General features: G+C 43.2%; 10 protein-coding genes. 2 read left to right on the top strand and 8 right to left on the bottom strand.

All coding sequences use genetic code 11. The features are described 5' to 3' along the window. Window positions 1-227 precede the first annotated feature (227 nt). The 4 genes from MARME_RS06585 to MARME_RS06570 form a co-directional block, all read right to left on the bottom strand. Complete coding sequence (locus MARME_RS06585) at window positions 228-2,111, bottom strand: PhoX family protein (RefSeq protein ID WP_013660483.1); 1,884 nt, start codon at window positions 2,109-2,111, stop codon at window positions 228-230. Window positions 2,112-2,325: 214 nt separating this feature from the next. Further along, entirely contained in the window at window positions 2,326-3,402 is a 1,077-nt protein-coding gene (locus MARME_RS06580; RefSeq protein ID WP_013660482.1) for an FUSC family protein, read from the bottom strand. Between the two features lie 165 nt (window positions 3,403-3,567). Continuing rightward, window positions 3,568-4,932: a molecular chaperone gene (gene yegD, locus MARME_RS06575; protein WP_013660481.1), complete on the bottom strand. Its 1,365-nt coding sequence runs from the start codon at window positions 4,930-4,932 to the stop codon at window positions 3,568-3,570. 201 nt (window positions 4,933-5,133) lie between these two features. Next, window positions 5,134-7,677 (bottom strand): ExeM/NucH family extracellular endonuclease, encoded by a 2,544-nt coding sequence (locus MARME_RS06570; RefSeq protein ID WP_013660480.1) that lies wholly within the window; start codon window positions 7,675-7,677, stop codon window positions 5,134-5,136. A gap of 412 nt (window positions 7,678-8,089) precedes the next feature. Between MARME_RS06570 and MARME_RS06560 the strand changes: the two genes are divergently transcribed. Together MARME_RS06560 and MARME_RS06555 are read left to right on the top strand one after the other, a co-directional pair. Beyond that, the gene (locus MARME_RS06560; RefSeq protein ID WP_013660479.1) at window positions 8,090-9,658 is read left to right on the top strand and encodes an HD domain-containing phosphohydrolase; all 1,569 of its coding nucleotides are present in this window, start codon (window positions 8,090-8,092) and stop codon (window positions 9,656-9,658) included. 2 nt (window positions 9,659-9,660) lie between these two features. Beyond that, window positions 9,661-11,037, top strand: a complete 1,377-nt coding sequence (locus tag MARME_RS06555) for a sensor histidine kinase (protein WP_013660478.1) — start codon at window positions 9,661-9,663, stop codon at window positions 11,035-11,037. Window positions 11,038-11,105: 68 nt separating this feature from the next. On the opposite strand, the gene MARME_RS06550 is transcribed toward MARME_RS06555, so the two are convergent. From MARME_RS06550 to MARME_RS06535, 4 genes are all read right to left on the bottom strand, one after another. Beyond that, window positions 11,106-11,546, bottom strand: a complete 441-nt coding sequence (locus tag MARME_RS06550; RefSeq protein ID WP_013660477.1) for a pseudoazurin — start codon at window positions 11,544-11,546, stop codon at window positions 11,106-11,108. Next, window positions 11,536-12,426, bottom strand: coding sequence for an ABC transporter ATP-binding protein (locus tag MARME_RS06545; RefSeq protein WP_013660476.1), 891 nt, complete (start codon window positions 12,424-12,426; stop codon window positions 11,536-11,538). The genes MARME_RS06550 and MARME_RS06545 overlap by 11 nt, the downstream gene beginning before the upstream one ends. Window positions 12,427-12,430: 4 nt before the next feature. Continuing rightward, window positions 12,431-13,483 carry a FecCD family ABC transporter permease gene (locus MARME_RS06540; protein WP_013660475.1) on the bottom strand — a complete coding sequence of 351 codons (1,053 nt, stop codon included), beginning with the start codon at window positions 13,481-13,483 and terminating at the stop codon, window positions 12,431-12,433. A 64-nt stretch (window positions 13,484-13,547) separates the two neighbouring features. Continuing rightward, window positions 13,548-14,642: an ABC transporter substrate-binding protein gene (locus MARME_RS06535; protein WP_013660474.1), complete on the bottom strand. Its 1,095-nt coding sequence runs from the start codon at window positions 14,640-14,642 to the stop codon at window positions 13,548-13,550. Window positions 14,643-14,829 lie beyond the last annotated feature (187 nt).

The following is a 14,829-nucleotide window of genomic DNA, read 5'->3' as shown; positions in this document are numbered from 1 at the left end:
TGTAATAGACTTACAAATTTAATTCTCAATGTCACCTTAGAAAATGAAAAAGAATGATCTTGCTCAATAAGTTTTTGTATAAGCAATTTTTATACCGTTTATGAATAAGATTCACAACCAATTCCCCACGTTTATCTAATTCTCCATGAAAATGAGCACATATAAAAAAAGCCAGCTCAAGGAGCCGGCTTTTCTAATGATCTAACGTCGAACGAAAGCATTACTTGCTATACGATCATCTCGCCATCTTCACGAGAGATAGCAATAACACTTGATAGTGGCGTTGAACCTGTCGGCCAAGTACCACCTGGATGCTGGATGCTAACAAACATAGTTGTATGATCTGCACTCCAAGCTGCACCAGTAACTTCACACTTAGTCGGTCCTACCATGAAACGTTTGATTTCACCAGTTTCAGTATCCGCTACCAACATTTGGTTGTTACCCTGACCAGCGAAGTCACCTTCGTTCGAGTAGTTACCGTCTGTTTGAATCCATAGAAGGCCATTACGATCAAACTTAAGGCCATCTGGAGAGTTAAACATGTTGTCTTTATTGACGTTAGCAGAACCTGCATACGCGTCATCAAACACAGCTGGGTTACCCGCAAGAACAAACAGATCCCAATCAAATTTAGCTGCAGTATGATCTTCGTTCATTGGCTCCCAACGAACAATTTGACCAAACTTGTTTTTAACACGTGGGTTTGGACCAACGGCTGGCGTTTCGTCGCCTCCTGCATTCGGCTTAACGCCACGGTTCTTATTGTTTGTTAGACAGCAGTACGCTTCAACTTTGTTAGGATTCGCAGCAACCCACTCTGGACGGTCCATAGTAGTTGCGCCAACTTTAGACGCTGCCAAACGAGTATGGATCGCGATATCCGCTTCTGTCATACCTGTGGTTTCTGGCGTCAATGCAAGCCATTCACCTTTGTTGTTTTCGTGGAACTTAGCCACGTACAACGTACCTTCAGAAAGCAGCTCAGAATTATCACCACCTACTTGGTATTTACCCTTAGAAACGAAACGGTATAAGAACTCACCACGCTCGTCATCACCCAAGTAAACGACAACATGACCATTTGCAGCGATCGTTACTTCTGCATTTTCATGCTTAAAACGGCCTAAAGCGGTACGCTTCTTAGGACGTGCATTCGGGTTCATTGGATCAATTTCGACAATGTAACCGAAACGATTTGGTTCGTTTGGCTCTTTTGAAAGATCAAAACGCTCGTCAGCCATTTCCCACTTATAACGACCTGTTTTAGCACTTACACCGTAACGCTTAAGCTCTGCTGGTACTTTGTAGCTTCCATCGCTTGCTGCGAAATAGCTGTTAAAGTTTTCTTCACACGTTAAGTAAGTACCCCAAGGTGTTTGACCTTGACCACAGTTGTTCCAAGTACCTTTTGCCAATACACCTTCTGGATCAGCAGAAGTTTTAACTAAATCATGACCACGCGCAGGCCCAGTGATTTCCATTTCAGTGTCAGCCGTAATACGACGGTTATACATTGAATCTTGTACAACATTCCACTTACCACCGCGTTTTGCTACTTCCATGATAGACACACCGTGAGCCGCTTTGTTCTTACGAACGTCATCAGCAGTCATTGGCACACCGTCTTCACGATTTGCATGCAGTGTTTTCGGGTTTACGTACTCGTTGTTAATTGCCATAACGTAACGGCCATTCGCATTAAAGAATGCCATACCGTCATTGTTATCACCGAATGCAAGCTCTTGAGAAGCACCAGTTCCGCCTGTTGCGGTATTTAGAGTTGGTGCATTTGACCAAAGTGGATCACCCCAAGAAACCAATACATCCCACTTATAACCTTTAGGAAGGGTAATCGTATCCGCTGTTGTTGCTTTCACCATATCAAACGCTAAGCGAGTTGGCTTGTGATTAGCAGCAACTGCTTGAGCAGCACCAAGAGTAGATCCCATAACAAATGCCGTCGCACCTACTGCTGCACCGCCAGATAGGAAACCACGGCGAGAAACCATAGTATTCGCTACTTCTTCAAACTCTACTACTTCCGGCGCTGGACGAACCATTTCATCAAACGCGTCAAAGCTTAACTCTTCATGCTTCTCGATAGTCATTTTTCTGCCCTTTTATATTTTGTCAATCAATGGCTTTGTACCACTCAAAGCCACCGTTATTGCCTGTAGAGCTTCGCTACCAGACAAAGCTCATTCGTTGCTTGAGGTTATTGTTTTCCTCAAAGACGAACTTAATGTACAGAGCATCAATGACAGTCCAGTGACAATTAAATGACAATTATGACACGCGTTAAATTGGGCTAGATATCGAGGTTTAGTCCTTTTTTCTGGAGAGCAAGAGAGACAGGGACTTTCGTTCATCCATTTTTTTCTCAAGAGACGTAAGCCATTGAGTTTTATGAAAAATAGTGCCACCAACAAAGCCAATAATACTACCAAAGACAATGTCAAAAATGCGGTATTCAAGCAGTAAGGCTGGCGACACTTGTGTATTCGTCACCTCCGCCATGATGACCGTTAACGGGGTAATAAAAATAACCGCGTAACCGTAATTTTTCGCAATCAACATCTCAATGGCGAATTGTAGAATGAGAATAAGGAAGGCGAGAACCCAAGCATTAGGGTGAAAAAAGAAAATTGCCGATGCAAGGAGCATCCCAACCAACGTGCCCATTATGCGATGGATTTTTCGATGCCAAACTTGTCTAAAAGTCGCACCTTGCAGGATTGCAGCACATGAAATTGGCACCCAATACGGATTGTTCATTTGCAGTGCTAGTGCAATGCCGTAAGACCCACCCACAAAGACCGATACGAAAAGCGCTTCTAAAACAATCGCGTTGACGCGCGCATCTAATTTAATCTCGGTTTTGGGCAATGTATTTGCCCCAGTCAACAAGCTATACACAAAGCAAGCAACACACGACGTCATTCCACCAATGGCCAACAAACCGATATTAGTTGGCAAAGACGGGAGATCAAATGGCATCGCAATGGATATCGTTGTCACCAATACGAAGAAAAAACTTCCAGGCGGAGGCAATAAGTAATAGCGAGACATTATGACGACTAGAAACATCGCAAGAGACAGCGCAAATGGAGGAAGCCAACTTACGAAAGTCGAGAGAGACCCAACCATAAAACAAAAAATAAAGCCGAAGCTACATAGGCTGAGCGTTACTATACGATGGGCGGTGCGTGTGTTTGGCATGTAAAGCACGACCATAGCTCCTAAACTTGCAAGCATACCTTGTGGGAACTGCTCTAACGCTGCACCGATTATAGCTGGTAAGCCGACGCACAACGCTGCAATGAAAGAAAGGTGCCATGGTCGCTTAACATCATTGAGTGTAAAAAGGTCTTTGAAGAGCCGTCTGGCTTTGGATAACACAACATTCCCCTTTATTTAGAGTGCAATAAAGTAAGTCACTATAACTGTTTTACTATAAAACAGTTATAATTAATCGTGCACTTGCACTATCACTATGCAACTCCCAGACAAAGCAACTTTGAGACAAAACAACTTTAAGACAAAGCGTACACTATCGCGACACCGCTAGGAAAAAATTCTCTGCGCCCAGACTGTCAAGCCTGATGCAACACTACCGAAGTGGTCGCCATCAAGAACGGGGATATCACCAATACGCTCTCGTATCTGCTTCTGAATAATAGGCGATTTTGCTGAGCCCCCGGTAATATATATGACATCCGGCGTCTCTCCAGCCTCTTCAATAGCGCTAGACATTAACTGCATCATCTTTTCAAGAGGCGGTGTTATAGCTGAATCTAATTGGTCTCTAGAAAGCGTTTTTGACAATGATTTTTCTATGTATTCAAGCGAGATTAGCGTCTCATTACTGTCCGACAAGTTAATTTTTGCTTCCTCTGAGTTTCGAACCAGATGGAAGTTATGCTTATGCTCTCGAAGGTATGCAAAGCGGTCTAATAAGGACGGGGTTTTGGAATCTAATCTCAGCTCTTCTATTTGCTTTTTCGTTTCCAAACTGTTGAATACAGCCTGCGCAGTCACGTCATTTGTCGTAACCGCATTCCAAAATAGCTGAGTAGGCATAGGAAGCCCTGTCTTCAAAGGCGCCCCCATCCCAAAAAGAGGCATAAACTCTTTACCAGCGAGCTGAATGTCCAGATCGTTACCGCCAACCCTTTCACCAGTATGCGCTAAAAAGTCCGCGGTTCTGTCCAGTTTATCTCGATAGCTTGGTCCCATTCTGACCATGGCGCAGTCCGTTGTTCCACCACCAATATCAACAACCAAAACCGTTTGATCTTTGTCTAGTCGACGTTCAAAATCCATACCTGCGGCAATTGGTTCAAATAGAAACTCGACGTCAAGAAAACCCACTCGTTTTGCCGCCACACTCAGTATTTCTAACGCTTGTTTATTGCTCGCTTCCGCATCGATCCCTTGAAAGTTCACAGGGCGACCAATTACCGTTTGGGTCAATGGTATACCTGTTTTCGCTTCTACTGCACGCTTCACTTTCAACATCATTAACGTAACAATGTCTTCAAAGAAACGAATATGCTCCGTTCGAAGCCCTGAGCCACCTAAAAAGGATTTGGGCGATTTAATGAAATAGCCTTCATCCGGGTAGTCATAATATTCTGAAAACGCTTCACGACCATAAAAAACAACTTGGTCATCAGCCTGATAGTCTTCCTCTCGTCGTACTCTTTGCGCACGTGTTAGAATCGCCTTTCGGCTCTCGATATACTCGCGTCGTGCAGCATCATCTTGAATAGACTTTGCAACCCCTTCCGTAATGAAATCACGACTAAAGGCATACAAAGCAGATGGTAGGAAGGCCTTCCCTGCTTCGAGAGGTATCAACTGAGGCTCATCATTTTCAAAAACACCCATAGCACAATTAGATGTTCCATAATCAAAACCGCAGTACATGCTTACCTCTCTTAGATTCAAATTTAAAGGGCCGCGGAATTTACCACACTGGTTAAAAAAAGAAAGGGCTACATTTAGAATGCAGCCCTTTAATCAACTCTCGTTCACCAAATCACCTAGGGTGAAATAGAGGCAATAGCTAATATAAACCTATCGCTCAAAGCGTACTTGAAGGAGATAAAGACAAAGCACCCGCTTTGCTTATCTCCACCAGCCCCATCTCATTGGTTGATGGCGCCAATTAGAATGCTCATTCCAGTAACCAAATAGGTAACCAGCATGCCACGGACGATGATGCCAACCATACCAATGGTTCCAGCGACGCATTTTTAACTCAACCACAACAGGATCATGATCAGAAGATGAATACGCATTGTCTGACTTAACTAAATCGCCAGTGAACTCGCTAGAGTACTCAAACAAATTCGATTCCGCTGAGTTAATATGCCAATCATCTGCATCCACAACATGCTTCATTAACTGCCAGTTTGCCAACGCGTGATCTAAGCTTCCCAATTCACCATTAAAGGTATAAGAGAAAGCTTCATCTCCTTGGAAGTGAGGCACCAAATTGGTAAAGCCATAGTTGCGTGTCACTTCGACAGATTCGCCGTCATTAATAGGCGCTCCATTCAGCGTCGCTTGCTCAGCCGTATAAACTGGGAACTCAGGATCAAACGCATTGTAGTCGGTTAACACTCGTATCGGATCTTCTTTTCCGTATGAGTTAAGATCACCTAAGATCATAACCTTACCTCGTACATTTCGCTCTAAGTAATCCCCAAGCGCTACCGCCGCCGACACTCTGAAAGCACTACAGTTACTTTGCGGATCAGACGCTTCTCTGTTGGCATCTTCAATACATCCTGACCCTTTGGATTTAAAGTGGTTCACAACCACTGAAATACGCTCTCTCGAACGTCTGTGCTTGAAAGTTTGCAACAATGCTGTGCGCTGATACTTATCAAACTGATTTCCTTCAGCGTCAGTACCATGTTGCTCTGGCATATCAATCAATACTGCTTTTTTCTTAGGCGTTACGACACTAGGGCGGTAAATAAGTCCGACTGCTATTGCGTCTGAGCCAACATAGCCAGCGTCCGCTGAAATAAATGCATATGGCGCAGCGCTGGCAGGTTGCGTTGTGTTAACAGCCTCCACTAAGGCAGCAATTGCACTTGTCTCATCAAACCCATTGTTTTCAATTTCCATCAAACCGACGATGTCTGCATCTAACAAGGTGATCGCAGATGCAATTTTCGTCAATTGCAAATTGTAGTCTTCTAGCGACTCCGCTCCACGGTTGTCACCAAATGGATTTTCGGCACCGTCAAATGGCGAATTGAACAAGTTTAGAACGTTAAAGCTGGCTATACGAAGATCACCTTCTTTAGACAACTCTGGCCCATAGTTTGAACGATCCGTAAACGTATGCTCAAAGTCTGACTTGGCTAGGTTCTCGTCCGCCACAGGAATCAAACGGTACTGAGAGAAGCTATAACCAATAACGCCTTCCAAGTTTTGAACTTCATCCCCCATTCGAATGTAGCCATCTTCTGCATTAAAGTCAGAAAAATAAGGAATCACGCCATCAGCTGCTTTTGCATCCGTATCGACAAATAAAGCGCCTTTTTCGTTGTCTTCCGCTAACTGCTTTTCTTCGTCTGAACCAGCAATATAAAGATGCGTTGATTTATAAAGAGGAGATTGGAAGCTCAACACCATGTTATTTCGGTAAGAATCATAGTCAAAGCTATATGGACGAGTCACAACAAGATCGCTGTCAGTTGTCGATACAAGCATGCCTTCGTATTTTTCCAGTTGATCGTGCAGCAAAGAACCCTCTTCAAGCTCTAATGGTGTCGCAGCAAGCTCATTGCCTTCTGACAACACTTCAATACTATCACTATCTAACACAAGCTCAGTTAGGTTGTAATACTCTTTTACTTCACCAAGAGCACACACCTCATCACCCACTTCAACATCGCTTGGTATGTTTGAACTAAATACAAACAATCCGTCTGATGTAGATTCATCGCCATCTCCAGCCGCGTCTTGTATAAATACACCTTTATACAGACTAGAAACAACACGTGTCACAACACCCGTTGTATACACTTTGTCTCCAACCAAAAGACTGGTCGAGCCATTTCCTTGAATATCATAGACTGGCGTCAGCGTCTGGCCTTCACAGCTAAATACGACTGGTTCGGTTACTGAGCCATCAGGCGCGACACCCAAGCCGGAGAAATCGTTCTTCGCCAATACATTCCATGCAGCACTGTTCCACTCACCGTCAGACAACGGTGTTAAATCAGTTCGAGCGTACGTTTTGTCTTTTGCAAAGTTTGAACTTGTGTATTCACCAAAGAAATCAACAACGACACCGTCTTTTTTCAACGCGACGGGATCATTGCCATTAAAGTTAAGCGATGTGATTCTATTTGCTTTTGCCTGAAGCGCTGCGTCGGTATTGCTATTGCTTTCAACAAGGACATACGTACCGCCCGCAGGAATAGAGTCTTCCCCCAAACTAATGCTGTAGGAGTTGGTTGTACTACCATTCACATAACGAGTCATCACATAATCTGCAAGTGAAACAGATTCTGTACCGGTGTTGTATAGCTCGAGCGCTTTGTTATAGCCGCTCCCCTCAACGTATTCACTGATAATAAGCTGAGCTTGCGACACTGACGCTAACGTCAATCCCGATGCACTTATCAATGCTTTAGTTATTGTATTCATTTCAAGGATCCTGGATGTTGCTTACTGATGTTTGATTTATATTTTTGGTTTCAGTAAACGTTTTGTGTTTGAGTCTATTCACAGTCACGTAATAGCCCCCCTTTACCAACGATTTCAGGCATAACAAATAAATCATGTCATACCCTATAGTCATACCAAATTTTTATCCATTTGGTCAACAATTACACAAACATCGTAAGAAATTGGTATGACACTGTCATGAAAGATTCGTGACGGTCCCCCACTGAACGGAAATTTCGCTTGATACACTGCTACCTTATAAAGAGCACACTCACGTTTTAATAAAACAATGTCGCCAAATGCCAGTGACGAACGCAAATCGTGCATACTATCTGCACAATTAATGCGTTAAATAGTAATGATAGAAATCCATTTATAGGTTGGACCCGACATGAAAAATTCGCTCTTTGCCTTAGCCCAAAAAAAGGCCGCCGAAACAACCTTTAGCCAGGAAAAGGCAACGAGCCGACCATGGAAAGTGTTATTGGTAGACGATGAACCAGACATTATCTCTGTTTCAAAAATGGCGCTCAAAAACCTTCATTTTGATAACGCCCCGATTCAAATTTTCGAAGCGACCTCAGCGAGCGACGCAAAGACGATATTGGAGCAAAATGAAGACATTGCTTTAGCCTTTATAGATGTCGTAATGGAAACCGACCATGCTGGTTTAGACCTAGTGAAATGGATTCGAGAAACTCAAAACAACAAACACATAAGATTGGTATTGCGTACAGGACAACCGGGGCAAGCTCCTGAAGAGAAAGTCATTCAAGAATATGAAATTAATGACTACAAACACAAGACCGATGTGACTGCCATTCGATTAAGAACGTCAGTATTTGCTTCGTTACGCTCATATCGAGACTTAAAAGTGATTGCAAGCAATCAGCGAAAAGTTGAACAGATGCTCGAATCATGTGCGTCTGTCTTGAAGCATTCTAAAGTTGATGACTTTCTAATTAAAGCACAACAAGAGCTAAGCACGTTCCTTAAGCAACCAGACCTGCATTTAGGTGTCAGCTACCATTCATACATCCCTTATGCAGAGAAGTCACAAAATCAATTTTACGTCTCAAACAGCAGTATTAAACAAGACCAATCACTAGACGAGTTAAGCGAAGCGCTAACACAATTCAATCAAAATATGGCGTTTCCCGATTCTGATCAAACGGTCATGGATTCTGGAGAATCTTATGTAACCCATCAAGTTTCGACCGATGAGTTTAGCCACGTTATCGTACACCTCCACTTCACAGGGCAACTTAAAAGCAATACCTCTCGTTTGCTACCGCTATTTACCGCTAATCTCGCGTTAGCGTTCGAAAAACTGTGTGCTAAACGTGAGGTGGAGAATGTTCAAGAAGAACTTATGTTGATGCTAAGTGAAGCCATTGAAGAACGCTCAAAAGAAACAGGAGCGCATGTTCGACGCGTTGCTCATATTTGTGAGTACATCGGCGGCCTTCTAACCTTACCTGACAAACATGTCCATATGATAAAGCATGCAGCTCCGATGCATGATTTAGGTAAGATTGGCGTGCCCGAAAGCATCCTACATAAGCCAGGCAAGTTAACTGATGAAGAGTGGGATATTATGCGATCTCACCCCACAATAGGCTACAAATTGCTAAGTAGGTCAAAACACGGCCTTCCTAGGATGGGTGCGATGGTTTCGATTGCCCATCACGAAAAATGGGACGGCTCTGGTTATCCAAATGGCACCAAAGGTAATGATATCCCTTTGGAGGGGCGAATTATGGCCATTGCCGATGTTATTGACGCCCTAGGGTCAAATCGGTCCTATAAAAAAGCATGGAACAATGATGACATCTCGAATTTCTTAGAAGAGCAAAAGGGTAAACATTTTGACCCAACACTATGTGATTTAGTCATTAATAACTTCGATGCAATCATGAAAATACGTGAAAAATTCCCTGATCCAGAGGAATTGCATTGATTATGAAACATCAAAAATATCTATCAAAATTACTGCGAAATTCAGTCATTGATTCAGGCAATATACATGAAGCGTCAAACGTGGTTTTGAGTGCTTATGTAAGAGCGAGTTATCTTAAAGATGGCAGTATTTGGTTGTTAGATGATAACGGCTCTATGGTATGTTCATTTATTTTAGATAACCATGATTCGTCACCTTCGCCATTTTCGTCGATGGATGAAACACAAGTTCAGGCTCTGATCGACTCACTCAATAACCTCCCCTACCTAACACTTGATAGAGCCCAATTAACCAGTGCGTATTGGGTCTCTAATATTGACCTAGTCAATCATACTCTTATCTTAACGCCCGTTTTTTACAAAGGTCAGATGGTTGGACTCATTCAAGGTAGGCGACAGGCACATCAACCTGAGTTTGATAACGATGACATTCAATTTGCTATTGCCCTCGCCGACATATTTGGGAGAGTCATTCTTGCTACTCAAAACAACAAGCTTCAACATGCACTTAAAAATGCTAATTTGGAGCTGGAGCAAAAGATTCTTAAACGAAATACAGATCTAAAGAAAACACTCGAAGACTTACAAACTGCACAAAACCATCTCGTCGAATCGGAAAAAATGGCGGCACTTGGACAATTAGTCTGTGGTGTAGCGCACGAAGTTAATACACCGTTAGGCGTCGCAATTACGTCTCTTTCCATCCTAGGCGATGAGGTTAATAAACTAAAAAACGCCTATGACGCGGGAACATTAGACGAATCTACCTTCATGGCATTCGTCGAATCAGCGAAAAGTGCGCATGATATTGCCGAAGTGAACATGCATAGAGCGGCAACGTTAGTGCGCGAATTTAAGCAGACTTCGGTTGATCAAAGTCACCGTGCATTGATAAAACTAGACTTAAAAACACTAATAGAATCCATAATTAGCAGCCTCACGCCAATATATCAGCCCTATCGCGTCGAATTCGCAATTGATATACCGGAAAACATAACCATCACCACCTACTCTGAGTCTATCGACCAGATACTCACCAACCTTATCAACAATAGTTGTATTCACGGTTTTAGAGAGTCAGATCGGCCACACAACCTTATTTATATAAAAGTATTTATCCAGAAAGACGATTTTGTCATTGATTATCAAGATAATGGCGTCGGTATTGATGATGCTATTGCCAAAAATGTCTTTACCCCTTTCTTTACGACAAATAGATCCAATGGTGGGTCAGGCTTGGGGCTGTCGGTGATTTACAACCTTATATCACAGAAGTTAAAAGGCGATATTCGCGTTGTCGAGCAAGACGCATCGTTAGGTGCACACTTTCAGATACGCCTGCCTAGAACATTAACATTAGATCAAGAAAGTGAAACATAAACACGCCTTGACTAACTTAAAAAACTCACTTTTCGAGAAATCAGGAATTCGATTTAATAGAGGGTTCGTTATTCCTGAATCTGCTCCATCAGTGCATCGACACGTTCAGGCTTTAAAGCGACTTTAGACTTCAAACGCCCTACTTTTGCATTGATCACCTCTAGGTTTGCGGGTTTACCAACTTGAATCATACCGACCATCCCCATCATTAAATGAGGTGGGCAATAGTACAAATGAACGCCCTCATGTGAAAGCGTAATCGAGAACGGTTGATTCATTGTAGATTTCCAAGCTGACTGGCCTTCCGGCACTACATAGGATTGAGCATAGTGCCCTGCGTGTGTCGGAACGAACGTCACTATATCGCCCAGTTCAGCACGAACAAAAGAAGGCTGAAAAACCATGCCGCCTTCTGGGCCGTAGTTCAACATTTCTATCTTGATTTCTTTAGCAACACCGAAGGTTGCAAGTAAAAGACCAAAAACCAGTGTCATACTTCTAATATACATTTGAAACTCCCGTTTCCTTTATCGTTGTCGTTTTCTCAACGTTTCTATTTTCTATCTCTGTGGCCTTTTTGTGGCTCGATCGCCGAGTACGAATAAAGGGGACACCTTGCCCATCAACGGTGACCTCGGCCTCAACACCATAAACATCTTTCACCAACTGAGGGGTAAGAATATCCTTGGGTGCACCGCTGGAAACAATCAACCCATCCTTTACGACCAGCAAATTATCCGCATATTGCGCGGCTAAGTTTAAGTCATGCAGCACCATCAAAGAGACCCACCCGTTCTCTTTCGTTTTCCTATCTAGATAATCAAGCAAGACCTGCTGAAAATGCAGATCGAGCGCACTGACAGGTTCATCAAGCATTAAAATACTTGGCTTGCGCATCATAGCTTGAGCAAACAATATCATTTGGCATTGGCCACCACTCAATGCGTTCACAGAACGATTTGCTAAGTGCAACAACCCTATCTGTTCTAGCGCATTCAACGCTTCTGTGACCATTGATTCATCGAGACGCAAACTAAGTGCATCTAGCTGACCCAGTAAAACGACTTCAAGTACACTAAGCTCAACGTCTAAATGGATGTCTTGTGGCATGTAGCCAAAAAACTGACGCCATTTACTCAACACTTTTTTACTCAGGCTTATGCCTTGAAAAGAAACCTCGCCTTGCTGCTTGTTAATGTCGCCAAAGAGAGTCTTGAGCAATGTACTCTTTCCCGTTCCGTTCGGGCCAATAATAACCGTTACTTCACCTGGACATAGATCAAACGACATACCTTTTGCCAACGTCAACTGATCAATTTTGACATGCAAGTCTCTGACACTTAAACAGTTTTTGGCACCTAAAGCGCGCTCACTTATTTTTCGATTCATATGCTTACCGACGACGTCCAATTATTAGCCAAAAGAAAAATGGAACCCCAATAATTGCGGTAACAATTCCGATTGGAAACAATGCCCCAGGAACAATAACCTTCGAAAGGACAGAGGCACTAGAAAGTAAAAAGGAGCCAATGATAAACGATAAAGGCAGAAAGAAACGTTGATCTTCCCCTACCAAAATACGTGCAATATTAGGCGCGACAATACCAATAAAGCCAATAATCCCTACAAAACTAGTGACGGTAGCCGTCATGACCGCGACAATAAATAAGGTTCTAAGCCTCAAATTATTAACGTTCACACCAAGACTTTTTGCTCGCTCTTCACCTAATCTTAAAGCCGTTAAGCGCCATGCATCCTTCATCAACAGACCCATACTTACCGCTGTCACACCAGCAACAATGGCTAGATTTGTCCAACTACTCTTGGACAAACTCCCAAACAGCCAAAACAAAATTTGCTGACTAAGCTCAGGAGAGGCAATGAATTGAACTAAAGACAACATGGATTGGAACAAAAACAGCAGAGCAATACCGGATAAGATGAGCTGACCGGACGTAATGTGTCGCATGGATGCCAGACCAAATAATAGGCAAGCAGCCAACATGCAACACACAAAAGCACCAATTGGTACGGCGACATTAGAGCTTAAGCCTAGTGAGCCGATGTAAAGCATCAGCGCAGCACCGAAGCCTGCGGCAGCAGCCATGCCTAATGTATAAGGGCTCGCCATTGGATTATTAAGTAAAGTCTGCATTTCTGCGCCCCCTACTCCTAACACACCCCCAACAATCACGGCCATTATAGCGATAGGCAAGCGTAATTCAGTAACGATAACAAGCGTGGTCACATCAACCTGAGAAGGTAAACCGAAAAATTGCAGAAGTGCTCTCGACACCTCAACAACACTGAGCATAGAAGGCCCGGTTGCGACATCGAGTACGAAAGATAGGGTAAGAACAACAAAGAGCGCACAAATAACAAACCAGCGACGCTTTTCACTGCGACGCTGGTCCTGTATTGCACTCGCTAAAGAGTCTGAATGCATAATTTTTTCTGAGCAAAGTATAATTAGCGCCCATTATAAATGAGCGTCAATTACATGCCACCCATTACTCCGTGATAGAGATAGCAAATGTTCCTGTTGGCGTAACAGGCAAATACTTTTTATAGAAATCCAAGTACGCTTGCTGAGGGTTCGCATCTTTGAACAGATCTGGATAAAGAGATTTTGCAATGTACTGCGCCATAGAAGCATCTAAGATTGAACGGGAAGCCCCTTGGTATATACCATGAAGTCGCTCGTTCTTCACCGCAGGCATTTCAGACCAGCCCGCACGATTAGCAAAGCCTTTCAAACGCTCAACGGACACTTTAGGGTCAATGCCCTGCCCCATAACCATGGCTTTACCTTTAGCGCCAGATTCGGTGCCTGAGATAAATACAACTTCTGGTTTAGAGGCGATAACTTGCTCAGGGTTCATAGGTCCCCACCATTCAACATACGGCGCAGCAATATTATCGCCACCCATTGCCGTAACCATCGCGCCCCACATATTTTTACCGTATGTGAAACTGTACTGATCAGGTCCTTTTTTACCGAACTCTACATAAGCACGAGGTTTTGGAAGGTTTGCGTCTGAGATTCGCGTTTGAGCAGAAACAATCGTCTCTTCATACTCGTTCGCTATGTTTTTCGCTCGTGCTTCTTGACCTGTTAGCTCACCCAAAATTTCAGTACTTTTAAGGTGTCGTTCCAGCGTTTGAGCATTATAGTCAACGACGACAACTGGAATACCAGCATCTTCTAGACGATCAACATCCATGCCTAGCCCTTTGTATTGCCAGTCCGCCAATACAACAACACTCGGTTTTAAGCTCAACACTTTTTCGATAGAAAATGTCTGTGATTCAACTTCACCAACATCAGGAATGTCTTTTAAGGAAGGACGATATTCAGTGTAAAGCTTCCAGCTTGCAGGGCGCCACGCTTCCCATGTGTCGCGAGAAATACCCACTACTTTATCAAAAGCAGCTTCAGTACCGATCGCCATGTAATCTTCAGCATAAAAGCCCAGTACAACTCGCTCTGCAGGTAGGTCGATATCTACTTTACGATCTAAAACATCGGTTATCACCTGCGCCTGAGCTGAAACGGAACATACCACAGAAATTGTTGACGCCATCAACCATTTACCAAACTGCATTTACCTCTCCTTCCAAGAGTATTTTAAGAGGGAATTAAAGTATCTGGTTCATACCAGATTTCCATTTGCGAGAATACTACTAGATTTCTATTTAGAATCAATAGAAATATTGATTTCCAATATCATATAAGAACCATTATCATAAAGGCAATAAATCTGAACTGAAAATCTTAATTAACTAAACTGA

Source organism: Marinomonas mediterranea MMB-1 (assembly GCF_000192865.1).
Classification (GTDB): Bacteria; Pseudomonadota; Gammaproteobacteria; order Pseudomonadales; family Marinomonadaceae; genus Marinomonas; species Marinomonas mediterranea.
Note: the sequence above shows the minus strand (reverse complement) of the source record. Positions and strands in the feature narration are given on the sequence as shown.

Excerpts from the sequence above, each read along its gene's own strand:
- MARME_RS06570 (WP_013660480.1), bottom strand. The coding sequence starts at position 7,677 with ATGAATACAATAACTAAAGCATTGATAAGTGCATCGGGATTGACGTTA.
- MARME_RS06545 (WP_013660476.1), bottom strand. The coding sequence starts at position 12,426 with ATGAATCGAAAAATAAGTGAGCGCGCTTTAGGTGCCAAAAACTGTTTA.
- MARME_RS06550 (WP_013660477.1), bottom strand. The coding sequence starts at position 11,546 with ATGTATATTAGAAGTATGACACTGGTTTTTGGTCTTTTACTTGCAACC.
- MARME_RS06555 (WP_013660478.1), top strand. The coding sequence starts at position 9,661 with ATGAAACATCAAAAATATCTATCAAAATTACTGCGAAATTCAGTCATT.
- MARME_RS06540 (WP_013660475.1), bottom strand. The coding sequence starts at position 13,483 with ATGCATTCAGACTCTTTAGCGAGTGCAATACAGGACCAGCGTCGCAGT.
- MARME_RS06585 (WP_013660483.1), bottom strand. The coding sequence starts at position 2,111 with ATGACTATCGAGAAGCATGAAGAGTTAAGCTTTGACGCGTTTGATGAA.
- MARME_RS06535 (WP_013660474.1), bottom strand. The coding sequence starts at position 14,642 with ATGCAGTTTGGTAAATGGTTGATGGCGTCAACAATTTCTGTGGTATGT.
- MARME_RS06560 (WP_013660479.1), top strand. The coding sequence starts at position 8,090 with ATGAAAAATTCGCTCTTTGCCTTAGCCCAAAAAAAGGCCGCCGAAACA.
- yegD (WP_013660481.1), bottom strand. The coding sequence starts at position 4,932 with ATGTACTGCGGTTTTGATTATGGAACATCTAATTGTGCTATGGGTGTT.